General features: G+C 43.6%; 21 protein-coding genes. 7 read left to right on the top strand and 14 right to left on the bottom strand.

Annotated elements, in window-relative coordinates; genetic code table 11:
- Positions 1 to 10: 10 nt before the first annotated feature.
- The gene (locus MH117_RS02175) at positions 11 to 820 is read right to left on the bottom strand and encodes an aminoglycoside adenylyltransferase domain-containing protein (RefSeq protein WP_239326909.1); all 810 of its coding nucleotides are present in this window, start codon (positions 818 to 820) and stop codon (positions 11 to 13) included.
- Positions 821 to 1,308: 488 nt separating this feature from the next.
- On the opposite strand from MH117_RS02175, the gene MH117_RS02170 reads away from it, so the two are divergent.
- The 6 genes from MH117_RS02170 to MH117_RS02145 all read left to right on the top strand — a co-directional run bounded on the left by MH117_RS02170 (position 1,309) and on the right by MH117_RS02145 (position 8,104).
- Positions 1,309 to 1,779 (top strand): copper amine oxidase N-terminal domain-containing protein, encoded by a 471-nt coding sequence (locus MH117_RS02170; protein WP_239326907.1) that lies wholly within the window; start codon positions 1,309 to 1,311, stop codon positions 1,777 to 1,779.
- A 659-nt stretch (positions 1,780 to 2,438) separates the two neighbouring features.
- The gene (locus MH117_RS02165; protein ID WP_239326906.1) at positions 2,439 to 4,142 is read left to right on the top strand and encodes a peptide ABC transporter substrate-binding protein; all 1,704 of its coding nucleotides are present in this window, start codon (positions 2,439 to 2,441) and stop codon (positions 4,140 to 4,142) included.
- Positions 4,143 to 4,242: 100 nt separating this feature from the next.
- Positions 4,243 to 5,181, top strand: a complete 939-nt coding sequence (locus MH117_RS02160; protein WP_239326905.1) for an ABC transporter permease — start codon at positions 4,243 to 4,245, stop codon at positions 5,179 to 5,181.
- Positions 5,178 to 6,128 carry an ABC transporter permease gene (locus MH117_RS02155; protein ID WP_239326904.1) on the top strand — a complete coding sequence of 317 codons (951 nt, stop codon included), beginning with the start codon at positions 5,178 to 5,180 and terminating at the stop codon, positions 6,126 to 6,128. The genes MH117_RS02160 and MH117_RS02155 overlap by 4 nt, the downstream gene beginning before the upstream one ends.
- 24 nt (positions 6,129 to 6,152) lie before the next feature.
- Complete coding sequence (locus MH117_RS02150; RefSeq protein ID WP_275444513.1) at positions 6,153 to 7,145, top strand: ABC transporter ATP-binding protein; 993 nt, start codon at positions 6,153 to 6,155, stop codon at positions 7,143 to 7,145.
- Entirely contained in the window at positions 7,142 to 8,104 is a 963-nt protein-coding gene (locus MH117_RS02145) for an ABC transporter ATP-binding protein (protein ID WP_239326902.1), read from the top strand. The genes MH117_RS02150 and MH117_RS02145 overlap by 4 nt, the downstream gene beginning before the upstream one ends.
- Positions 8,105 to 8,295: 191 nt before the next feature.
- On the opposite strand, the gene MH117_RS02140 is transcribed toward MH117_RS02145, so the two are convergent.
- The 7 genes from MH117_RS02140 to MH117_RS02110 form a co-directional block, all read right to left on the bottom strand.
- A complete protein-coding gene (locus MH117_RS02140) occupies positions 8,296 to 8,736 on the bottom strand; it encodes a flavodoxin (RefSeq protein WP_239326901.1) in 441 nt (146 codons plus the stop codon).
- Positions 8,737 to 8,965: 229 nt separating this feature from the next.
- The gene (locus MH117_RS02135; RefSeq protein ID WP_239326900.1) at positions 8,966 to 10,510 is read right to left on the bottom strand and encodes a PH domain-containing protein; all 1,545 of its coding nucleotides are present in this window, start codon (positions 10,508 to 10,510) and stop codon (positions 8,966 to 8,968) included.
- The gene (locus MH117_RS02130; RefSeq protein ID WP_239326899.1) at positions 10,503 to 10,985 is read right to left on the bottom strand and encodes a PH domain-containing protein; all 483 of its coding nucleotides are present in this window, start codon (positions 10,983 to 10,985) and stop codon (positions 10,503 to 10,505) included. Before MH117_RS02130 ends, MH117_RS02135 begins: the two co-directional genes overlap by 8 nt.
- A gap of 141 nt (positions 10,986 to 11,126) precedes the next feature.
- Complete coding sequence (locus tag MH117_RS02125; RefSeq protein WP_239326897.1) at positions 11,127 to 11,582, bottom strand: NUDIX domain-containing protein; 456 nt, start codon at positions 11,580 to 11,582, stop codon at positions 11,127 to 11,129.
- A gap of 210 nt (positions 11,583 to 11,792) precedes the next feature.
- Complete coding sequence (locus MH117_RS02120; protein ID WP_239326895.1) at positions 11,793 to 12,299, bottom strand: VanZ family protein; 507 nt, start codon at positions 12,297 to 12,299, stop codon at positions 11,793 to 11,795.
- 345 nt (positions 12,300 to 12,644) lie between these two features.
- The gene (pruA, locus tag MH117_RS02115; protein WP_239326893.1) at positions 12,645 to 14,192 is read right to left on the bottom strand and encodes an L-glutamate gamma-semialdehyde dehydrogenase; all 1,548 of its coding nucleotides are present in this window, start codon (positions 14,190 to 14,192) and stop codon (positions 12,645 to 12,647) included.
- Between the two features lie 60 nt (positions 14,193 to 14,252).
- Positions 14,253 to 15,173: a proline dehydrogenase family protein gene (locus MH117_RS02110; protein ID WP_239326891.1), complete on the bottom strand. Its 921-nt coding sequence runs from the start codon at positions 15,171 to 15,173 to the stop codon at positions 14,253 to 14,255.
- Positions 15,174 to 15,374: 201 nt separating this feature from the next.
- Here MH117_RS02110 and MH117_RS02105 point away from each other — a divergent pair, with 201 nt between their 5' ends.
- On the top strand, positions 15,375 to 16,691 hold the full coding sequence (locus tag MH117_RS02105) for a sigma 54-interacting transcriptional regulator (RefSeq protein WP_239326889.1): 1,317 nt from the start codon (positions 15,375 to 15,377) through the stop codon (positions 16,689 to 16,691).
- Between the two features lie 233 nt (positions 16,692 to 16,924).
- On the opposite strand, the gene MH117_RS02100 is transcribed toward MH117_RS02105, so the two are convergent.
- The 6 genes from MH117_RS02100 to MH117_RS02075 all read right to left on the bottom strand — a co-directional run bounded on the left by MH117_RS02100 (position 16,925) and on the right by MH117_RS02075 (position 23,412).
- Positions 16,925 to 18,352 (bottom strand): glycosyltransferase family 2 protein, encoded by a 1,428-nt coding sequence (locus tag MH117_RS02100; protein ID WP_239326887.1) that lies wholly within the window; start codon positions 18,350 to 18,352, stop codon positions 16,925 to 16,927.
- Positions 18,353 to 18,709: 357 nt separating this feature from the next.
- Positions 18,710 to 18,874: a hypothetical protein gene (locus MH117_RS02095; protein WP_239326885.1), complete on the bottom strand. Its 165-nt coding sequence runs from the start codon at positions 18,872 to 18,874 to the stop codon at positions 18,710 to 18,712.
- A 452-nt stretch (positions 18,875 to 19,326) separates the two neighbouring features.
- Positions 19,327 to 20,460: an alanine dehydrogenase gene (gene ald / locus MH117_RS02090; RefSeq protein ID WP_239326883.1), complete on the bottom strand. Its 1,134-nt coding sequence runs from the start codon at positions 20,458 to 20,460 to the stop codon at positions 19,327 to 19,329.
- A 129-nt stretch (positions 20,461 to 20,589) separates the two neighbouring features.
- Positions 20,590 to 21,819, bottom strand: coding sequence for a PucR family transcriptional regulator (locus MH117_RS02085; RefSeq protein ID WP_239326881.1), 1,230 nt, complete (start codon positions 21,817 to 21,819; stop codon positions 20,590 to 20,592).
- A gap of 398 nt (positions 21,820 to 22,217) precedes the next feature.
- Positions 22,218 to 22,784 (bottom strand): DUF4269 domain-containing protein, encoded by a 567-nt coding sequence (locus tag MH117_RS02080; protein WP_239327729.1) that lies wholly within the window; start codon positions 22,782 to 22,784, stop codon positions 22,218 to 22,220.
- Positions 22,785 to 22,836: 52 nt separating this feature from the next.
- The gene (locus tag MH117_RS02075; RefSeq protein WP_239326879.1) at positions 22,837 to 23,412 is read right to left on the bottom strand and encodes a hypothetical protein; all 576 of its coding nucleotides are present in this window, start codon (positions 23,410 to 23,412) and stop codon (positions 22,837 to 22,839) included.
- Positions 23,413 to 23,596: the final 184 nt, after the last annotated feature.

Genomic DNA, 23,596 nt, shown 5'->3' with positions numbered 1-23,596 from the left:
TATAGCTAGTCTACTCTCTTTCCTTCGTACATTCAGAAATTATGTATTCCATATAACTTAACGTATCTGCTTTTCGCACAGCGCGTGAACGATAACTAGAACTTCGTATTCCCTCACGATAGTCAATAGCATCCTTAATAATAGGATGCCACTGTTCAGGAACGACACGCAGCGCGTATTCTCCTGCCAATCGTTTTGACGTAATATCTTGCTCTCTAAATGTATAAAATAATCGGCTAATTCCCAAGACTCCCCATTCTACTTGAGAGCGAAATAAGTACAAACCAATTCTATCCTTGAGCATAGCGTGCGAGCGCTTGATCCAGGACATCCAATAGGTTTGTAAGTTATGCTGCATGTCTTGTATTAACTGCTGCCAACTGACTTCATAAGGCAATTCTTTTGTAGTTGGGCCAATCAAGGCAATCCCGTGCGTCTTAAGTCCATACCACGTCACCAAGTTCATTTCAAAATAACCAGAACGGTGCATTCGTCCATCACAATAATAAGGGAAGGGCTCAACTTCTTCTGCCCTTTTACCCAACTCATCCCATGTAATATAAATTCCGTTCAAGTTCGGTTTCTTGTATGCTCGGTTAACCTTGCGATGAACACGCTCTACTGTTAAAATATCTTCATCGGTCATACGTTTATGTGTTACTGCAATAAAGTCTATATCGCTCAATCGCAAAGAGTAATCGCCCATCGCTACAGATCCGTAAATGTATAAACCTTCGATCAGACCTGGCTGGACTTCATTAATCATATCCATATATAATTTTAAGATGGCTTGAATTTTGGGATGCAGGTCTTGAATCATAATTCAATCTCCTTTAATAGGCTCAGCTATCACGATATATTTACTTCTCGATGTTCAATTCTACTAAGATTTTATCCGAATGCATGCCATTTCGTCCCAATCAGATGCAACCTCACTCTTCAACTACCAAAACTAGAACTGTGTGATTTAATTATTTATTCCTCTTCCAGGATAAATTCTCCTTTACTGAGCACATTTCTATTTTCTCCTAATCGGCCACCTTAAGATTAAAATGAGAAAAAGAGGGTAAGTAATCTTACATGAAAGAATCAATAGACTAGATTTTACCCAAACAAATGGAAATATTCAACTAGTAATATTCCATTAAATGCAGTCTTTCAAAGATTCTAACAATCATGATCTATATCAAGCGGTAAATCTATCGATGAAGCCAATACTATATATGGAAGTAACTAACAGTTACTAATGTTCCAATTTGCGAAACTTTTTAGGCTATTGCTCCGTTTAATCTATAAGGAGGTATCCACATGTACAAAACTCTGGCCTCATCCATAGTCGCCATAATACTTTTTACTCTGATCCCTATGTACGGACATGCTGCTGCCGAGCACAGCCCAAGACCATCCATTTCTGTTGTTCCCCAAGTTATGATCGTAACAGAGGAAGGCCGAATCAAAGTAGAAGACTTCACGATTTTAAACGGCATGACGTATATGCCTGTCAAGGACATTTCTAATCTTATACAAGCTGTTGTCCGCTGGGAGACCAACACACAAACAGTTTCAATTGAGAATAGACATGTAAATGTGACTTGGAACATCATTACTGACGTTTTAAAGGTAAACGGGAAAGATGTTACATTAACAACCAAGCCTCTCCTGTTAAAAAACCGTACGTACGTCCCCTTGGCGCTGCTTCAGCAAGTATTTCAACTCCATAACAGTTGGGATGCGCCCACGAAGACTGTCACGATTACTCCTGACAAGATAACTTCGTAAAATGTTATGATGACGCTAAATCGTGCCGTGGCTGCACACATACCCGGCACGAGGTCACTTGTAAGCACCGCTTCGAGCGCTCCCCCTATGTTTCAATTCAAGACACTTGTCAAGAACTTGCTCGATCTCCCCTTCTCATACACATAGAACACATGAAAAGTTTGTTTTCACTTATTTTTATTTCGTGTGAGAATTGTCGAAATATTTTTATTCGAACTTCCCATCATTCGACACAATCTATTTAACATGTCTATCATCCTTTTCATACAGATTAACGTATCCAATAACCCTTTTCTCGTTTATTTCATTTTGCCTTATCCAGTGCAGACCACCTTAAGCTGACTACTTCATCATGTCTTCTACAGCGCTTGTTTATATATTTTTCCAATTTAAAGCTTTACAGCGATTGCGCAATTATACGACAATGCATGACAATATTTTTTATATTTTTTGTAATTTTGTTGTCTCTTGATGGATTAGTGCATCTGTTGAGTAGACATTTTTAAAATTTTTTGCAAAAAAGAGCAGACGAAAAGAAAAGCATGTGCTATTATATGGTACAAACCAGCTGTCAATTATTTCCCTCGATGCCTAGACAGCCTTGCGTAATTTGACGATGGTTACCAACGATATTACCTAGAGAGGGGAACACACAAAGCATGAAAAAAAAATCCATGCTGCTAGTCCTGACATTGCTGTTGGCAGTAAGTGCGTTTGTAAGCGCTTGCGGAGGTAGCTCCACACCTGCTAAAGAAGAGGCAAAGAACGAAGAGAAATCCAATGAGAACAAAAATGAACCCGCCAAAGAGCAAGTATTCCGCTTCAACTCGATTTCTGAGCCACCATCTCTAGACCCAGGTCAAGCTCAAGATTCTACCTCATTTGCATTGCTAGGCGCTTTATTTGAAGGCTTGACACGTTCAGATGAGAAAGGAAAACCAATTGAGGGCACTGCAGAGAAATGGGAGATCTCCCCTGATGGCACCAAATACACCTTCCACATCCGTAAAGACGCAAAATGGTCCAATGGCGATCCTGTCACCGCAAATGATTATGAGTTCGCTTGGAAACGTGTGCTAGACCCTGATTTTCAACCCGCTCCTCCTTACGCCTACCAACTCTACTACATCAAGAACGCCGAAGGATACAATAAACATAAAGATGCCGCTTACACCAAAACTAAAATTACAGACCCTAACCAAGTCGGCGTAAAAGCGATAGACGCCAACACATTAGAAGTGCAATTAGAAAGTCCGACAGCTTACTTCTTAAGCTTACTGTCATTCCAAACGTTCTTTCCCGTGCATCAATCTGTAAAAGACAATCCCAAATGGGCTTCAGAAGCCAGTTCGATTATTTCAAACGGGCCATTCTCTGTAAGCAAATGGGTGAAACAATCCTCCCTTGAACTCGCTAAAAACAACAACTACTATGCCAAAGACGAAGTGAAATTTACAAAGGTACAAGTATCTATTGTATCAGAAGGTTCGTCTGAGCTAAACATGTATGAAACCAACGTACTTGATTATAGCGGTATGCCTACAGGTGAGGTTCCTACTGAGCAAATTCCAGTCCTTCAGCAAACAAAGAAGGATGAGCTTCATATTAAAGGGGTTGCTTCTACTTATTACTACTTATTCAACAATAAGCAAAAGCCTTTCTCCAACAAGAAAATACGCCGTGCCTTATCCATGGCTATCAACCGTCAGTTGCTCATTGATAAAGTAACGTTAAGTGGAGAAATTCCTGCATTCGGAATCGTATCACCTGGTATCGCCGGACAGAATGACGAATTCCGTTCCGAAGTGAAAGATAATTACTTCCAAGAGAATTTGGAAGAAGCCAACAAGTTGCTACAAGAAGGCCTTAAAGAAGAGGGCCTGACAACGCTTGAATTTGAGCTTGCGCATAATACGAATGACAAGCACAAAAAGATTGCACAAGCTATTGCCGACATGTGGAACAAAAACCTGAACGTAAAAGTCAAGATTCAGAATCAAGAGTGGGGCGTGTTCTTGAAAAACCGTACGAACTTAAACTATCAAGTTGCGCGTGCAGGCTGGTCTACAGACTACAACGATCCAATGTCATTCCTAGACCTTTATATGACAGGCAGCGGCAATAACGATATCGGCTTCAGCAATCCTAAGTATGATGAATTGTTGAAGAAAGCTAAGTCCTCCATGGATGCCAAGGAGCGCATGGATCTGATGGCACAAGCTGAGAAGATCCTTATTGAAGATGAGCAAGCTATCCTTCCGATCTACTACTATACATCAGTGGGTCTTACTAAGCCTAACGTGAAAGGCGTGTTTATCGACTATCAAGGTATGATTCATTTTGATCGCGGCTATCTGGAATAGGATAAACAAATGAGAAGCATGTCGGGGTGCATAGAGCGTAGGCTCTATGTGTCCCGACTTTTGCCATGATGATTTTACAGAGGAGTAGTGGTGTAATGTGATGACTCGTTATATCTTAAACAAGATGTTCTTCTTTATCCTCTCATTATTTATGCTAGCTTCGATTACCTTTATGCTGATGAAGTCCATTCCAGGCGATCCTTTTATGTCCGAGAAAAATATACCGCCTGAAATTAAAGCTCGGATTATGGCCCATTATGGCTTAGATAAACCTGTTCTTGAACAGTATGGTATCTACTTGAGCAAGTTGGTACAGGGTAACCTCGGCATCTCCATGAAAATGCAAGACCGCGAAGTAGTTGAATTTATTCGGGACTCCTTCCCATTCTCTATGAAGCTGGGTATTGTCGCTGTTATCGTCTCCGTACTAGTTGGTGTTACCCTTGGAATGACCGCTGCCTTTAACCATCGTAAAATGCTGGATACTTCCGCCATGGTACTGGCTGTTGTAGGTGTATCCGTTCCGAGCTTTGTTATGGCTTCTATTTTACAATGGCTGCTTGGAGTCAAGTTCCCGATCTTTAATGTTGTCGGCTTGCAGGAAGCAAAAGATTATGTACTCCCCACAATCGCCCTTGCGGCTCTGCCAATCGCGTTTATCGCACGCTTAACTCGTTCTAATATGTTAGAAGTACTACATTCTGACTATATCAAAACCGCGAGAGCTAAGGGGTTAAGCACTTGGACTGTCATGCAGCGACACGTGCTTCGTAACGGTATATTGCCTGTTGTTACCTATCTCGGGCCACTTACAGCCAACGTTATCACTGGTTCGTTTATTATTGAGCAAATATTCGGGATTGCAGGCCTAGGCAAAATTTACGTAATGAGTATCGGCAATCGTGATTATTCGCTTATTATGGGCATTACGATCTTTTACGGATTAATATTGATGTCCGCACGATTCATTACGGATCTCGCTTATGGTTTTATTGATCCACGTATTAAGCTGGGTAAACGAAAGGAGAAAGCGGCATGATCTCATACAACAAAAAAAGGCCCCTTTCGGACAGACAGTATTCAGCAGAACAATTCACCAAAATATCCATCGACGAACATGCGGCGGAGGCGATCGAACGCGAAAGCATTTCTGCATGGCGTGATGCCTGGTTTCGGTTGCGAAGTAATGTTGGGGCAATGATGGGTTTATCCATACTTGTGCTGCTCATTATCATGGCAATAATAGGCCCCCTCATAACACCGTATGACTACTATACCAACAATCTGGAACTTACCAACCAGCCTCCATCAGCAGAACATTGGTTTGGCACAGACGATCTCGGCCGCGACATGTTCGCCCGTACTTGGATGGGTGCCCGGATCTCCTTAATTGTTGGATTTTCCGCTGCGCTTATAAATCTATTTATTGGCGTAATATACGGCGGTATTATGGGTTACATCGGGGGACGACTAGACGATGTTATGAACAAAATATCTGAGATTATTTATTCCGTACCTGATATGCTTGTCGCCATCTTACTTGTTGTTGTATTTGAACCCAGTTTATTTACAATAATTATGGCGCTTTGTATCACGGGTTGGATTAATATGTCTTGGATTGTACGTGGACAGATGATGCAGCTAAAAAATCAAGAGTATGTACTTGCATCCCGCTCTCTTGGTGCATCTGGGGCCCGTATTCTATTCCGTCATTTAGTGCCAAATTCCCTCGGCCCCATAATCGTAACGTTAACATTGGCTGTGCCTACTGCTATCTTTAGCGAAGCAGTGCTTAGTTTCCTCGGGTTGGGCGTACAGCTTCCAGCTGCATCATGGGGCACGATGATTAATGATGCACTCAAAGCCATGATTTTATATCCTTGGCGTATGCTATTCCCGGCTATTCTTATCAGCTTAACGATGCTTGCATTTAACATGTTCGGTGACGGCCTGCGTGACGCGCTTGATCCCAAGCTGAAGAAATAAGGAGGCATAGGCATGCATAAACCATTGAAACCATTGTTAGAGGTACACGACTTGCACGTCTCCTTCCATGTTCGTGCCGGCGAGGTTAAAGCCGTGCGAGGTGTGACCTTCCATGTTAATCCTGGCGAGGCTGTAGCAATCGTAGGCGAATCTGGCTGTGGAAAAAGCGTTACCGCTCAGTCGATTATGAGATTGTTGCCTTCGCCGCCCAGTAAAGTGAAGCAGGGTCAGATTCTATTTAAGGGTGAAGATTTATTGAAGCTCAAGCCATCACGGATGCAGAGTATACGTGGAAAAGATATCGGTATGATCTTTCAGGACCCCATGACATCACTTAATCCAACAATGACAATTGGACGCCAAATTACAGAAGTATTAGAAAAGCATAAACAACTCTCTGGCCGGGAAGCTAAGCAAGTCGCGGTTGATATGTTGAACTTGGTTGGCATTCCAAATGCCTCATCGCGCTTTGGACAGTATCCGCATGAATTTTCCGGTGGCATGCGCCAGCGCGCGATGATCGCAATTGCGTTAGCCTGCAATCCATCATTACTTATTGCAGATGAGCCAACTACAGCGTTGGACGTAACGATTCAAGCGCAGATCCTGTCCGTTATGAAGGACTTGCAAGCCAAGTTTGGCACCTCAATTATTTTGATCACTCATGATCTCGGGATCGTTGCCGATTTGTGCGATCGAGTTATCGTAATGTATGCAGGGAAAGTGGTCGAGACCGGAACAAAGTGGGAAATATTCAAAAATCCAAAGCACCCTTATACAAAGGGCCTGCTGCGTTCCTTGCCGCGTCTTGATCAGAAGAAAAATGAACCACTTATTCCCATTAACGGAACGCCGCCTGACCTCATTAAGCCGCCTGCAGGCTGTGGATTCTGCGCTCGCTGCGACTATGCGATGCAAATCTGCAAAACCGAAGATCCAGAAATTACGGATATTAGCGGTTCTCATCAAGCACGCTGCTGGCTCATGCATCCCTTGGCACAGGAGGTTACCGTATGACACGAACGGAAGCAATGCTAAAGGTTGAAGGACTCAAAAAATATTTCCATGTAAATCGCGGTGGTGTTCTCAAAGCGGTGAACGATGTCAGTTTTGAAGTAAAAAAGGGTGAAACGCTAGGGATGGTTGGTGAATCCGGCTGCGGCAAATCGACTGTGGGTCGAACTGTACTGCGGCTGTATGAGCCAACTGCAGGCAGCGTCACCTTTAATGGAACCAATATAAACCAGCTTAATAGCATTAAAATGAAAGCAATGCGCCGCCAGATGCAAATGATCTTCCAGGACCCATATGCTTCGCTGAATCCGCGGATGACGATTACTGATATTATCGGCGAAGCATTGGATATCCACCGCCTAGCTAACAGTCGCGCAGAACGTAAACGCCGCGTTGAGGACCTATTGGATCTCGTTGGACTTAATCCCGATCATGCAACCCGTTACCCGCATGAATTCTCAGGCGGACAACGACAGCGAATCGGTATCGCGCGTGCCCTTGCGGTTGATCCACAATTTATTATTTGCGATGAACCGATATCTGCGCTCGACGTCTCTATTCAAGCCCAAGTCGTCAACCTGTTAAAAGAATTGCAGCAGAAGTTCGACCTTACTTATCTGTTTATTGCACATGACCTGTCCATGGTCAAACATATCAGCGATCGTGTTGCCGTTATGTATCTGGGCAAGATGGTCGAGCTTGCAGAAAGCAGCACTTTATATGCTGACCCGCTCCATCCCTATACAAAAGCTCTAATGTCTGCTATTCCTGTGCCTGATCCCGAGATCGAAGCCTCCAAAGAGCGCATCGTCCTTAAAGGAGAGCTACCGAGTCCAATCAACCCGCCATCAGGCTGCTACTTCCGTACACGCTGCCCAGCTGCGACAGAACGCTGTACGGTGGAAGCACCTTTATTCAGGGAAGCCAAGCCGAATCATTTCGTAGCCTGCCACGAAGTATAGAAAGCCGCGCTACAACTAATACAACAAAGGCAGCGCCGCTCCTGATGGAGAACGAGCACTGCCTTTACTCATTTGCGTCATACCTCTTAGTTTGCATGAACGTGAACGACTAGCAGTTTCAATAAATCAATCGCCAATAGTTCAATATTCCTTCATCTGCCTACGACGACTTCCTTGCTCTTGCCGCCGCCCTACAACTTGGCAACAAAGTCGCGTCCAAATTGAGCGCACTGTTCTTCTTCATCCTTAGAAGGAGACAGCTCAATCTTCAGTCCTTCCAGTACAACCTCGCAGCCTATCGATTGGAGCTTCTCAATCAATAAATCAACAGCAGCGCCATAAGCATGGTAGGAAGAATCACATGATCCGAACACAATCGCTTTCTTGCCAGATAAGCTGAGTTCATCCATATCGTCATAGAAGTCCAAGAACTCGTCTGGCAGTTCTCCGTCTCCCCAGGTGTATGCTCCTAATACGATCCCATCGTAATTAGCCAATTCAGATGCTTCAGCATCCATTACTTCCTTCATGGTGAGTTCGGCCTCTGTGCTTCTGATTCCGCGTTCCACTGCCTTAGCAATGTCTTCGGTATTACCTGTCATACTTGCAAAAATCATGATGATGTTGCTCATCAATAAGTTCCTCCGTTCCGATGGTGGCTTCTCCCCAGCCTAAGCATGCAGTATAATCTCGTATGTATGATATTGATAATCATTTTCATTAAAAGTATACATCCTTCTTCCTGACTTGGCAATTGAAACTTCAATTTTTATTATTTCCAATTCTTTTTTGTGCTCCTAGCAAATAAAGACCCTCTCTAAGAATAGAAGAGGGTCTTGGAAAATAAAACCTTAGTTAAAATTACACATGTCGTCTGCGACTAAACCATCGATATACGCGTTCAACATCGGCCTGCTCCAGATGCTTAACAGCCCAAGTAGTGCCCGCTACATCCCCCATTAGCTTTACATTCAAAGATAACAACTTGCGTTTACGTTGGAATACCGTTCCTTTAAGCACGATCGACACCATCTGAGATCGGGGCACGATATACGTACTTCTGGCAATTTCTCTAGACTGCAGCGTAATCTGCTTCTCTGATAAGGTCATGCCAGTATCGCGATACTGCAATAGATCCCATAAAATCGTCAGAGGTACAATCAAGAGCGACCATAACCCGGCTTCGTGCCAAAAGCCAATTGCAGCTGCGCATAACGCAATCACGATTAGAGCATCAACTCGGAAATATACCCATTTTGCTCGAGGAGGGCATACGGTCTCAATCGGCACTACATGAAGATGCGGGATCAGATCGGACATAATCACACTCCATTCCTGTTTGCGAATGAAAGGGTGAAGGACTATCATTTCCTGCTTGGAGGAAGAAACAACATGGAGCATCAATTTTCCGTATCCGAAAGCCTGCTGCAGCAAGCTCTCTTTAAATATGACTGCCTGAACACGTTCCGCCTTAAACGTATGTGCCTTCTTCTCTATCAACCCATATGAAATGGCGATATGGCTGCCATCCCGTGTTACACGAAACCCTCCGTACTTTACAACAAACAAAAGCCCTGATAAGAGCCAAGCTAGTAAAAATCCAACTATCGCCATCCCCCACCAGCCTGGCAGCAGCTCCGTTGCCTGTTCGATGGTCCGCTCGTACACCTTCTTTGGTAAAATATCATCGGCTAATGAGATTATACCTGCAATAAAAGTAAGTACCAATCCTATATTAATTGAAGTAAAGGCAGCCATAACGATCAGCTTACCCGAAATATTAAATATCGTTTCTTGCTTGTGTGGTGACTCGCCTTGAACAGAAGAGAATGCAGCGCTGCTGCTAACGTTATTAGAACCGATATCAGTCAGGCTTGCTTGTTGACTGTGCACTGCTTCATCAGCGCCAGTATTCGCTTCACTTACTGTATTAGCGATGCTTGCCTTCTCGCTCACCTCTTTGTTTATCTGCTCCCTTAACCATACTTGCAAGCGGGTTGATTCCGCCGCAGAGATGGCCGGCAAGACGCCATCACCGTCTGTTTTTCCGCCAGGCAGCTCAATTTTTAGCTGCACAACGCCTAATATTCGCTGCAACAAAGGCTGCTCAGTATTCACCGAATGGATGCGCCCGTAGTAGATCGAACGCTCCTCAAGGAAAAATACCCCTTTTCGAATCACGAGCTTATCTGCTTCAAGCTGATACGTATGCCTGCGCCACCCCATCCAGCCAAACCCAAGGACCGCAGCAATACCAACCGTTATTCCAGCATACCAAAACCACTGAAGTTGAAGCCAATTGATATCTTTGAATACAAAAAAGATGGCTATTGGCCATAATGCCTTCGCATAGGTAATGAGATTAAACAGCATGTATACAGGATGCATTCGTTTCGGCTCATTCATCAGCTTCCACCACTCTTGCCAGCTTACCAACCTGCAGTTTTAATTGTTCGGCTTCCGCCTGCTTTAACCCCTTAATCCGGTGCGTGCTGGCAGCCGTTACAACCTTTACTTCTGCCAAGCCATAACGCCGCATTAGCGGACCACTCTCTAACTCCACGTGCTGGACTTTTACCATCGGAATGAGTACATCTCGGATCCAGATCAATCCTGAACGAATCTCAACTTCTTCCTCGAATACCTCGTATTTAAACCGTTCATATTCTACTACAGGCACAATCCATGTAAAAAGAACAAACGTAAATACAAATATACAAAGTGCTATCCAACCTGGCCAAAATACCCAGTCCTTTTGAAGAGCGATTAGCAAATATACGGCGGACCCAATCATCAAGATAAGATTCGTGAGGCAGCCGGATATACGTGATACTTTGATATAATCGGGATGAAGCCGTTGCGTAAGTCTGTCCATTTCCATTTGAAGCCTCCACGTTACATTTTCAAATTTTAATTAGCTGGCATGAAAAAAACACCGCAAAATGCGGCGCTATCTTCATAACGTCCTCTTATATATAACGGATGATTCGTTCATACGTTCCTATAATTGTTGAAAAAGTTACTAGTTCGTATCTCCCAAGTAACAGACAGCAGGTCTCTTTCCTTGCAAAATATGACCTAGTTGTTCCGGATATAAACGAATCTCATGTAGTTTGTCTATGGCAATCCATTCAACACCAACTTGATATTCATCAGGATTGGTGCCTATAAAAGTATCTGCCTCATGTTCCAACTCACAGTCAAAATAAAACTCGACTTGGTGGATGTCCCCATCCACTAGACTGAATTGATGATTGGCACCAATATACTCACGGATATGGGTTAACTCGCCTACAACTACGTTCTGTCCGATCTCTTCCATGCACTCCCGTATAAGTGCTTCATTTAGCTGCTCACCGTGTTCTTGACCACCGCCTGGAAACAAATAAAACAGACCCTCTTGGTCTATGTTCTGCGTTAGTAACAGGTGACCTGAACGCTGTATAATAGCTTTCGTCGAATTACGGATCGGTTTCATGTTAATATTCCCTTCTGCAACTGTAATAGGATGATAACAGCTCATATTGGATATGATGTAAGCTCTAAATTCTATCATATCTCACAGGGGATTACCAGACTATTCCTTATTCAGGGTATAAACGACATGCACCACGCTATTAATTGTTTCAAACATGAATAATAGAATATAGAAAAGGTCGTTTGGGGATATGGACTGATGGAGGAGAACTTATGGTAAAGGAGGAGATTGCTGCGGGCCTACACGTGATAACGAAATAAGGAGCATACGAACGATCTTATAGCAACCATAACCAATCATACCACCGCATACATTCAGCAGCATATCATCAACGTCAAGCGTTCCGACTTGAAGCATATACTGCATCACTTCAATAAACATCGTCATCAAGAAAGAAATCAGCATCATCCTTACCCACCCTCGGCAGCTTCTAACCAGCAGCGGAAGAAGGGCTCCAAGTGGAACAAACAACAAAATATTACCGATCAAATTGTTAAACCACACATACACAGGATAATCTGTTATGTGCATCGCATATTCCCATATTGTTGTTAATGGTATTAAATTCACAGGATAGTAACCCTCACTTAAACCATAACTGCGATAAAACCCGAAAAATAATAAGTATGTACTGTAGAGTACATATAGGATAAACACAAGCCAACCCACAATTGTCAGACTTGCCTTCCATTTAATTCTGCGTTGTAAAGGCGTCAACGGTATCAACCTACTTTCTCAGCAGCAGGTAGAAAGCTACTTATTCAATAAAGTTGCCACATCCCCATCAGCGGCCAATCCTTTGTCTACACCACGTTCCTGCTAGGTGATCATGTACAAGAAAACGGTCTTCATATCGATATTATAGATAATCCCCCCAACAAGCAAGGAAAAAAGTTATACATCAAAACAGCTTTCTCTACAGAAACGTACAACATGTGAACTCCTAATGTCAGTTAACCCCTGAAAAATAGAAGGAGTGAGCGCTTACTATTTCCTAATATGTGTCACTACAATAAAAAGCCTCCGTCGGATTTCCCAGACGAAGGCTTGCATTCCCCTTAATTAATATTTCTCCGATACCAGCTTTGCTTGTGTAAAGAGCAGTAAATAATCACGGCCTCCAGCCTTGGAATCGGTACCTGACATGTTAAATCCGCCAAATGGATGCACTCCGACCAGAGCCCCTGTACACTTGCGGTTAAAATACAGGTTGCCACAGTGCATACGCTGCCGCGCATACTCCAAATGCTCGCGATTGCCGCTGAATACAGCGCCAGTCAGCCCGTACTCCGTGTTGTTAAATATTTGAATCGCATGCTTATAATCATCTGCTTTGCAAACAGCAAGTACAGGTCCAAAAATTTCTTCCTGCATGATTCGTGCATTCTCGCTTACATCCGCGATAACCGTCGGCTGAATGTAGTAGCCGTTGCCTTCCGCTACATCTCCGCCTGCTACTACTCTACCTTCCTCGGCACCTATCGCGATGTACTCCAACGTCTTACGATATGCATTCTCGTCGATAACAGCACCAATTGCTACGTTTGCGACTGCAGATCCTACTTGAAGCTGCTTCGTCTTGGCTGTCACCAGTTCCAACACTTCATCATATACGTCCTGATGAATGATTGCACGGGAACCAGCAGAACATTTCTGCCCTTGGAATCCAAATGCCGACGCTACAATCGCGGTAGCCGCTTCTTCCACATTTGCCGTGTTATCGACGACAATGCCGTCTTTCCCACCCATTTCTGCGATTAGACGTTTCATCCAGATCTGTCCTTCAGCAGGCTTGGCTAGACGTTCATTAATACGTAATCCAACGTCACGTGAGCCTGTAAAGGATACGAACCGTGTGCGAGGGTGATCCACGATCAAGTCACCAATTTCAGCTCCAGAACCCGGAATGAAGTTCAAGACACCTGCCGGCAAGCCGACTTCTTCCATTAGCTCGACAAATTTTGCCGCGATGACCGGTGAAGTAGAAGCTGGCTTTAGCACAACGGTGTTGCCCGTCACAATCGCTGCCACGGACATACCCGCCATAATAGCAAGCGGGAAGTTCCACGGCGGGATTACAATACCTACGCCAAGTGCAATATACGATAGGCGGTTGTCTTCGCCTGCAAGCTTCGTCAATGGCTGTGGGCCACTCAGACGAATCATCTCGCGTGCATAAAATTCGAGGAAATCGATCGCTTCCGCTACATCTGCATCTGCTTCGCCCCAGTTCTTACCAACCTCATATACGAGCCATGCCGAGTAATCAAATTTACGACGACGCATCACAGCTGCGGCCTTAAATAAGTATCCTGCACGTTCTGCTGGATCAACATACTGCCACTCTTGGAATGCCGCATCCGCAGCGGCAATTGCCTTCAGAGCCAATTCACCATCTGCCTGCGCCACATAACCGATAATTTGATCTGTATTTCCAGGGTTAATAGATGTACCCGCACGTTCCGTGCTAATTTTCTCACCGTTTATTATTAATGGATAAGTACTACCGAGCTGCGCTCCCACGCGTTGAAGGGCTGCCTCCATCGCTTGCTTGTTCGTTTCAATTGTAAAGTCAGTGAATGGCTCGTTACGATATTCAATCATGCTCATAGTTCGTACCTCCCAATAATAATGAATGTATATAATGAAGAAATCCGTACGTTTGTCATATCACGACTTAAACATTGACTTGAGGACAAAGCCTACATTGGCAGGCCGCTCTGCCAGTCTTCGCATAAAGTATCCATACCAATCGTCCCCGTAAGGCACATATACACGCATTGTATACCCCTGATTAGCAAGTTCCTGCTGCGCTTGAACCCTGATTCCGTACAGCATCTGAAATTCAAACTGGCTGTTCGGAATGCGATGGTCCTTTACAAATTGCTTGACGTGATTAATGACGTTATCATCATGCGTTGCAATTGCTGCATAATGACCATCCAGCAGGTGCTGTTCAATGATACGAATAAAGTTCTGATCTACGTCTTCCTTACGTGGAAATGCGACTTCTTGTGATTCCTTATAAGCACCCTTAACAAGTCGTAGGTTGGGCTTATAAACCGATAATTGTTCCATATCAGCTTGGCTCTTGTACAAATATGCCTGTATAACTAGTCCGACGGTCTTGCCATATTCTTCTCTTAATTCACGGAAAATGTCTAGGGTGACTTCATTGTGAGCGTAATCCTCCATGTCGATGCGTACAAAGTTCCCATGCTGCTTGGCTGCGTCCAAAATCTGACGCATATTGCTCATGCACAGCTCTCGAGAGATATCGAGACCAAGCTGAGTCATCTTTAAGGACAGGTTGGACTTGACGCCGCTAGCGGCAATCTCATGCAGCGTACGTACATTGTATGCTGTCGCTTCAATGGCTTCCTCACGTGTGGAGATGAATTCGCCAAGGTGATCCAGTGTAACTACGATCCCCTTCTCATTCAACATACGCACAGTTGTAACCGCTTCCGAAATTTGAACACCAGCTACAAACCGCTTGGCGCCAAAGCGGAGACCATATTTCTTAGCGGTGCGGTTAGCCACTTTATTCTTCGACAGAAATAGAAACGCATTTCGCATTAAGCTTTCCATGTCGAACAGTTCCCCCTAAACATTGAAGTGTTCAATTTTTGTACACATTTAACCTCGATGATTAATTATAATCACAATTGGTTGAACATGTAAATAGATTTTGAAGAAATACTTGGAAAAGTTTTACGAGTAAGATGGATTGATTTTCTAGGGGGCGTTTGCCATAATAGTTGAAAGACAGCAGAAACCGGAGTGGAAATCATGGGACAAGAGATACATACCTGGTCTGGCAGACATGTAAATGCTCTGCTGCAGCGACTATTAGACACAACGAATGACGCCGTAACGATCGTGGATACCGATGGAATCGTGCAGTACTGGAATCGGGTATCGGAAGAGACATACGGAATTGCACGATCTGATATTGTAGGCAAACGAATTGGAGACTTCTTTCAACGGGAATCTATTATGTTATTTCAAGTGATGGAAAGCGGTACTGAAGTACATCACGTATATCACGAACCTCGTCCCGGCGTACATGTTATGATTAATGCCTCTCCCGTGCGAGATGAACAGGAACAGTTAATTGGTGCCATCTCTATCGAAAGCAACGTAACGCAGTACGTAAAGCTAAGCGCTGAAATGTATAATAAACCGGAGGCTGAGGAATTATCTTCTGCGGTGTTTCCTTTTAAGCCAGAAGAAGTACATGCGGCCTGCCTTGTTGTAGAACATAAGCGTCCATTGCTCCTATTGGGGGAATCAGGGGTAGGCAAACGTGCAATCGCACAATGGATTCATAAGCAGCTTCAGCTGCAGGGGCTGTTTGTTACGGTGAGCTGTGGTGCGCTTCCTCACGGTTTACTGGAAGCAGAGTTATTTGGGTATCAAGGTGATGAAGTCCGTCTTGGCAAGCTGGATCAAGCGAAGGACGGTGTCTTGTATCTCAAAGATATACATTTGCTGCCCCAATCGCTCCAAGAAAAGCTCTATCAGATGTTGCAAGATCGTAAATTTTATAGATTAGGCGGCACGTCCACTGTATCGTTATCCTGTCGAATTATCGCTTCTGCAGCGAATGGACTCGAAGTGTCCGTATTGTCACAGTGGCTTCCTGAGCTGTACTATGCGATGCTGCAGCAGGAGGTTCCTGCCCTGCGTGAACGTAAGCAGGACATACCTGAGCTGTCCCGTATGTTCCTGAACGTGGCAGCAGAAAAGTTGAATGCACAGTCGCCGCCCTTGGGTTCCGACGCATTGACAGCACTGACTTCGTTTGATTGGCCTGGAAATATGCCGCAGTTGGCAAATGCCATGGAGCATGCCTGCTTTATGGCCCATTCAAACGGAACCGGCGCAGTATCTGTGCGCGAACTGCCTGATTACGCTAGGCTAACAACGCTTTCCGAGTTGACGGAGGCTGATGTTCCTTTAAGCGTGCACTCAGAAGAGATGGAACGTGTCCGTATTGCGGATGCACTGAAGCGAGCAGCTGGGAACAAAGCCAAAGCGGCACGTATGTTGAGTATTTCACGAGGTGCACTTTATTATAAAATGCGCCAGTATGGCCTAGAGTAACAACCATACCTCTCAACTAATAATCCTTACAACATAATAGATTAACAAAAGATAAATAAGTGCCCTATATTCCGCTGATCATACAGTGGAATATAGGGCACTTTATGTTTGTTCAAGCTTTAAATTGCTGTGCTTGTTTGATGAATTATTTAATATTTAGCCTCTCAGTCACCAATGCATCAACACATCTTCGGATGACTCACTTACGAATCACCTTCTATTTTCCTAGTCAGCTAGTTCCCTACGGAAGTCGGATCAGCTAAAGACGTAGATGTGGTTGGCCTGCTGACAGCTTTAGTTACCTCAATTATGATATAATCACCGAGCTGATCCTGGATCTCATAACCTAAATTGTTGCTCCGAAAAATTAGCTCGATTTCCTCTAAACTATGCCAAGTCCATCCTGACACATTGGCGAGATAAGAAATGTACTCTTTATGGTAGATTAAGATCAATCGCTTGGAAATACGGAACCATTCTTTGAACATTAAACCAGCAAGAGGTTCACTGATCATGCGGTAATAATCCGTCACAACAATCGTATCGAAATACCCCCGAGCATACGGTGTATCAACCCCGAGCAGATACACAACTTCCCTAGCAGCAAACCGTTCAGTATAAGCTTGGTGTATGTGTTTATTCTGGATGAAAATATGAGAAGTATGGAGCGCGGAAAGATGTGCAATACTGTCCTCACCAATAATAAGTGAGCATTCTGAACCGGCAATATAGTTAGCATTAAGTGTATCGATAAAGGAAAGCTCATATTCCGGCGTATAGTATTTCACAACGAGATGATTAAATTTAGAAATGACCTGATCGTAATGCATGTCAGCTGAATACGGATAAATTTCCGTATCAAACTGATAATTTTTTACGTGCATTTTCTTTCGATTAAGAAAACTCGACTTAATCTTAAGCTGCTTCTGATCATCTGAGCGGTGCGGCAAATGAAGGACACAAATATCTTCTGTCGCATGCATAACAGCGCCTTGTTTGTGAAGTTGATAAGAGAAATCCGTGTCCTCTGCTCCCCAGCCTTTAAACGATTCGTCAAAGCCACCAGCTTGCAGCACAATTTCCCTGGATGCGCTTATTGCCCCGCTCCAGCCCATCGTCCACGGTACATCCATCCGGTTTAAATTATTTTCAACTAGGTGAAAATGAGACGTTCTCATGTCCTCCCAAGCCGGATGGTACTTCAAACGCTCACTTATTTCTTGTAAATTGTGAGGTGTAATTCCATCTATTACCGACATGTCCTCTTTGTCCGGGTCTGTAAATGCACCAAGGATATAATGGTACAAAACAGTATTCTGGCTTAAGCCGATTCTCTCGGCGACACGATCCACAAAATGTGCTGGAATCACGATCCCGCAATCCAAAAACACAAAGATATCTCCCCTGCTCTCATTAACTCCTGTATTTCTTGTTCTGGAACGGCACGAGAATTTATCCCGTGGAATAAACAAATATTTTAACGCTTTAATTTTCGACACAAACGAATCTACTACCTCTTTAACAGGTTCTGTTGAGCCGTCATCCACAACAATTACCTCATACGCAATGTCGTCCCGATGCTGTTGCTCGCTAATAAACGCCAAGGTCCGCTCCAACTGCTCAACTTTGTTGTGAACTGGAATAATAATTGAAATATTCAATTGTACAGTCTCCCTCCACGATATATGTATCTATGTGTTTCATCCTGATGTATGAGTTAAAATAGAGCTGTGATGAAGGTGTTACTCGCAGTGAGCTTAGAAAGTGGGTAGGAAAAAATCTGAAGCACGGAGCAGAAGAGGTCGTCTTACATGTAATGATCAGTTTACTGGAATAGTAGTTATATCACTTCTAATAGGTTATCTTACTTAAACCACTAGCAACCTTGATCTATGCTCCTAGTACTAATTCTATATAATGTACTTTTTTTGTACAGCAATTCTGAATTTCTTAATCAAATCTTTAACAAACAGACAACAAGATGAGAATGTGATAGCTGCCTATCCATCGTATATTCATTAAGATACATAATGATCTGGCTCCATTATCCGCCTGCTTTCAAGCTGCTCAATCCGAAACAGAAGCTCGTCATTCTGCTCTTCCAGTAGCCTGATCCTCTGAAATATGCGATAACATATCCATGTAACCCCGGCTGCCAGCAACGCCGTAATCGTATACCACATGACGATCATCCTCCTTTCTAACTGGGGATTGTGGCTATTCCCATTCATCCTTGATGCGAAAACATACCATTCTAAACCAGTTCAAATACTTGAGATGCACAACGTGCGAAGATTTGTCGGTAATAAGTGTTCGATACATTAACCCTATTAAACACACAAGGACTGCAAAGACTGCCAGCAGCTCCATAAACGGCTATAAACTGTGGTCTCGCTTTCAGTTCCAATGCCTCCATTTTTTTGCCATAAAGTGGTGTTTTCGTTATTTTACCAGATTCATGCACTGCTGCATATACCTCAAGCGATTTCGATATCAGAGCAACTGACTTGCACAATTTAAAAAGCGAATTCGCGCAGGGGTCACGAATTCGCTTACCAAATTCATTTATATAAGAACTGGGGTTTGCAGCTAAAAAGTATACATCGTATTGCCTAGTTTCTCTCCATCTGACTTGTTACAAATTAACAGAGACATACTTTAATGCTTCTGCTGCAGGAACATAGTCGAGATGCAAATCTCGGGCAACTGCGTAATAAGTAACAGCGCCTCCTGCCGTATTCACGCCTGCCAATAGAGCTTTATGCTCCCGTAGTGCCTGTTCCAATCCTTTGTTAGCCATTAACAAGGCGTATGGAATCGTAGCATTTGTCAGTGCGATCGTCGATGTGCGCGGAACTGCTCCTGGCATATTGGCAACAGCGTAATGAACTACGCCATGCTTAACGTAAGTTGGATTGTCATGAGTTGTAATATGATCAACGGTCTCAAAAATGCCCCCTTGATCGATGGCCACGTCAACGACAACAGAGCCAGCCTGCATCGACTGAATCATCGCTTCACTTACCAGCTTAGGTGCCTTCGCTCCAGGGATCAGAACCGCTCCGATGACCAAGTCTGACTCGGCAACTGTTTCGGCAATCGTAAGCGGATTAGACATCAAAGTATGAATGGATGAACCGAATATATCTTCCAATTGCCGCAGCCTATCCGCATTCATATCGATGATTGTAACATCAGCTCCAAGTCCTATTGCAATCTTGGCAGCGTTCATACCGACGATACCACCACCGATGACAGACACTTTCCCACGTCTGACACCAGGTACACCTCCCAACAAAATTCCTTTTCCACCATGAGATTTTTCGAGAAATTGTGCCCCGATCTGGGCGGCCATCCGTCCCGCGACTTCACTCATTGGTGTTAATAAAGGCAGCGTCCGATTCACTTCAACTGTTTCGTACGCAATTGCTGTTACCCCATTCTCTGTCAACGCTTTCGCTAATCCAGGCTCTGCAGCTAGATGTAAATACGTAAACAAAATAAGACCTGATCGAAAATAAGCATATTCAGAAGGAATGGGCTCTTTCACCTTTAATATCATATCAGCCCGAAACCATACATCAGCGGCACTTGAACCTATTTCTGCTCCAGCCCTAATATAGTCTTCATTCGTAAAGCCACTGCCAGTGCCTGCGCCGTCCTCGATAAGGATGTCATGACCTGATTGATACAAAGCAACCACACCTGACGGTGTAATGGCAACTCGATTTTCATTATTCTTTAATTCCTTTGGCACACCAATCCGCATCTTCAAGCCTCCTGAAATTAAAGTCGTCTCTTTCCAGTATAAGGTAGTTTGCGATCCACTACCTTATCTTGATTTCCAAAAAAAATCACCTGTCTTTGTAGTTTTACACAAAGACAGGTGCCATATTGGTTACTTCCATTTATTTAGCTTCAACTCTAAATACATCGTTACTTTCTGATCCATATTATTCAAGTCGATATCACCGATCTCCATAATACGCTTTAAACGGTACATCAACGTGTTGGTATGCACATGCAGCACCTCTGCCGCCTTTTTCACATTACTATCTTGATTTAGAAATATTTCCAACGTATACAACAGATCGCTGTTATGTTCATCGTCATATTGCCAAAGCCGATTGAGATTCTCGTTGATGATCGGTTTACGTTCTCTATCCACAACCAACGTAGGCAGATAGCGATAATATCCCAATTCATTATAGTCATTTATGCCGCTCAGTGCTTCCGGATACTTATTTCTCATTTGAATGACAACTAACGCTTCTTGGTAGCTCTTCTCCACGGAGACGTACTGCTCATAAAACAAGCCCCCGCCTCTACGAACAGGCACAGCTCCAAAACGGAGCTTTAGTTGTGTAATAAATTTGCTGCATTCGTCTTTGTAATGCAGTTCTGCATGCTTTCCAACTCCGGGTGCGCACATCATAATTAAACGGTTATTGTGGATCACATGAAGCGCAATTCGAATTTGCTGGACCGTGCGAATGGTGTACTGGATCTGCTGGTTCAACTTATCGTTTATATCGGACTCGAACTCCAGTACAATCACTTGATACCGAGGTGGCAGCGCAATTCCTAATTGCGAGGCACGTTCTTTAGTTTCCGGCTCGGATTGGTTAGCATGAGTGAGCAAATGCCAAAAGAAATCATGGTTATGCTGTTCTTGCTTGCGATTCTGCGTCTGCAGTTGGACAAGCTTCGTTCGTGCAGCCTGTGCTGCTTGCTGCAGCAACTGCAGAGATGTCTCATTTGTACGTTGATTGTTATCTAATATATAAATATAGCCAAGTACATCCTGGTTATTGCGAATAGCTATCGCGATTCGATCACCTAACCCAACCTCACTTATTTGTGAGATTCGGATGGGTTCATGACTTGTCATGATCTGCTGAATAATCCCTTCTTTCCAAAGGGCACTTATGACATTTTCCGGAACTCGTCTTCCAATAATTGTAGCAATCCGAGCTGGGTCCGTCTCCGGATCATGCGAACTATAAGCCAACAGCTTGTGACTAGCGTCCTCGATCGTAACTGGACACTGCACAACTTCACTTATCGTATCTGCTATCGATTCTAGGCTGTCAAAATGTCGGTCAAACGGATTGTGATCAACACTCATACATTGTACTCCTTACACCAAAATGAACGACCCCATTGTAACATGCAAAAGCCGTGTTTTACTATGACATCTTGTAAATCCCTCCATGATATTAGAAGAAAATGAAACAAAAGTACAGTTTTAATTTCTTGTAATTGAATGGGGATAGTAGATTATCCCTGCTTCATACAGTATTTACTTGTTATTTCCAAGTAGACACAGTTCAAACAACCTTCCCAGCTAGTTCACTGTTCATAGGTACAAAAAGAATTGCTGAGCCTAATACGATTAAAATAAAATATAAAAAACACTGGAAGCATGCCAGTGCTTTATATATTCTTTAATTTAGTTGCTATAACATTTATTTTGAACCGTTCTCAATCAGAAGGTTTCTCTATGATAACAACGTTATCCCTACTTTATCGCGCCGCTTCTACGAACCGCTGTAATGCAGCGTCGCCTAGGTCTGCCAACATTAACAGTGACTCATAAGGGTTGCCTGCTAACTTTAAGTACTCCGCAAAAGCAGGCTCTGTCTTGAAACCAGCCCTCTTCATGTTAAGTATATCCTGCTTACCGTTCTCTCCTATGAGCTCCAGCAAACGCCATTCCACTATCATATGTCGAAAGCTGTTCTGAGTTGTCGTTGGGACTGGTTGTCCAAATATTTCAATATCCCAACCTTCATATGTAAAACTTATTGTAATATAGGGTTGTCCATTTATGACTCCTATAGCTAGATGTAAGGGCGAAAACGGACGAAGTCTCGCCTCCATCTCATGTCTGAAGCCATGCAAATCATGTACTTCACATGCGATATCAAGGTCACTGTGCGGTAGATCAATTTCCAGTGGAATCGTCCCCACTAATATGGGGGTGTAAGGGTCTAATATATCCATGATATGGGATGAGATCAGAGCTTTGTACGCTTCCTGCTGTCGATAAGTCCCGATGCGCAAATAACCGATATTGAGAAACTTTAGCATCTTTTTCACAAATTCTCCTCTGACTGCACTTAACTTCAGTTCGATTCCGTTCCTATTCGCATTCGACCTCATCAGACAACAATCGTTCAGCCCTTGCGATTGCTGCTACAGTCGCTGCAAGCGCTTCGTGATCCTTTTTAATCTCACCCAATCGTTTGGCTTCCTTTAAGAAGGAAAGCGCCTCTTTATAATGACCCTGATCAACCTTCACTTCACCAGTTACATAATAGATAAGATCTAACAAATCGACTGCAATATGCTCGCGTTCCAACGTTGTTTTTAAGTACGACAGTATGTCAGCTGCTTCGTTATATTCGCCCTTCCAATGTAGAATGCGAGCGAGCCGGATTTTGTTAACGTATACACCTCTTGGCCGTTTCTCTTCCCGATATGCGCCGATCGCCAAACGTGCGTACTTTTCGCCTTCATCCAGCTCACCTAGAATCCGCAAGTAGATGCTAATTCGCCCTGCCGTAATCTCATCTTCCGTCTTTTCATAATGAGCAATCATTGCTGCAACGCCCATTCGCATCTGCTCGGGATTAGTAGCTACTTCGCGATATCTCTCATCCCTGCTATAGGACATGTCGTATGTGATAACCCGGTCTTGTTGAACGTGTTGACTCATAAACAAGCCTCCATTAATTTAAATAATTATGAGATTCATTGCAGAAAAGCTAGGAACACCGCTGGCACTACAGGCCAAAAGTCTATATAGCCTATCTGAAAGTCATAAAATACACCATAATAAAAAATGTTTCAAATTGGATTAGTACCCAATGTAAAGCCGACCCCTAGCATATTACGTACAG

The sequence above is a fragment of the Paenibacillus sp. ACRRX genome, assembly GCF_022346885.1.
GTDB lineage: Bacteria > Bacillota > Bacilli > Paenibacillales > Paenibacillaceae > Paenibacillus_B.
The sequence above is the reverse complement of the archived record's forward strand: the minus strand, read 5'-3'. Positions and strand labels throughout refer to the sequence as shown.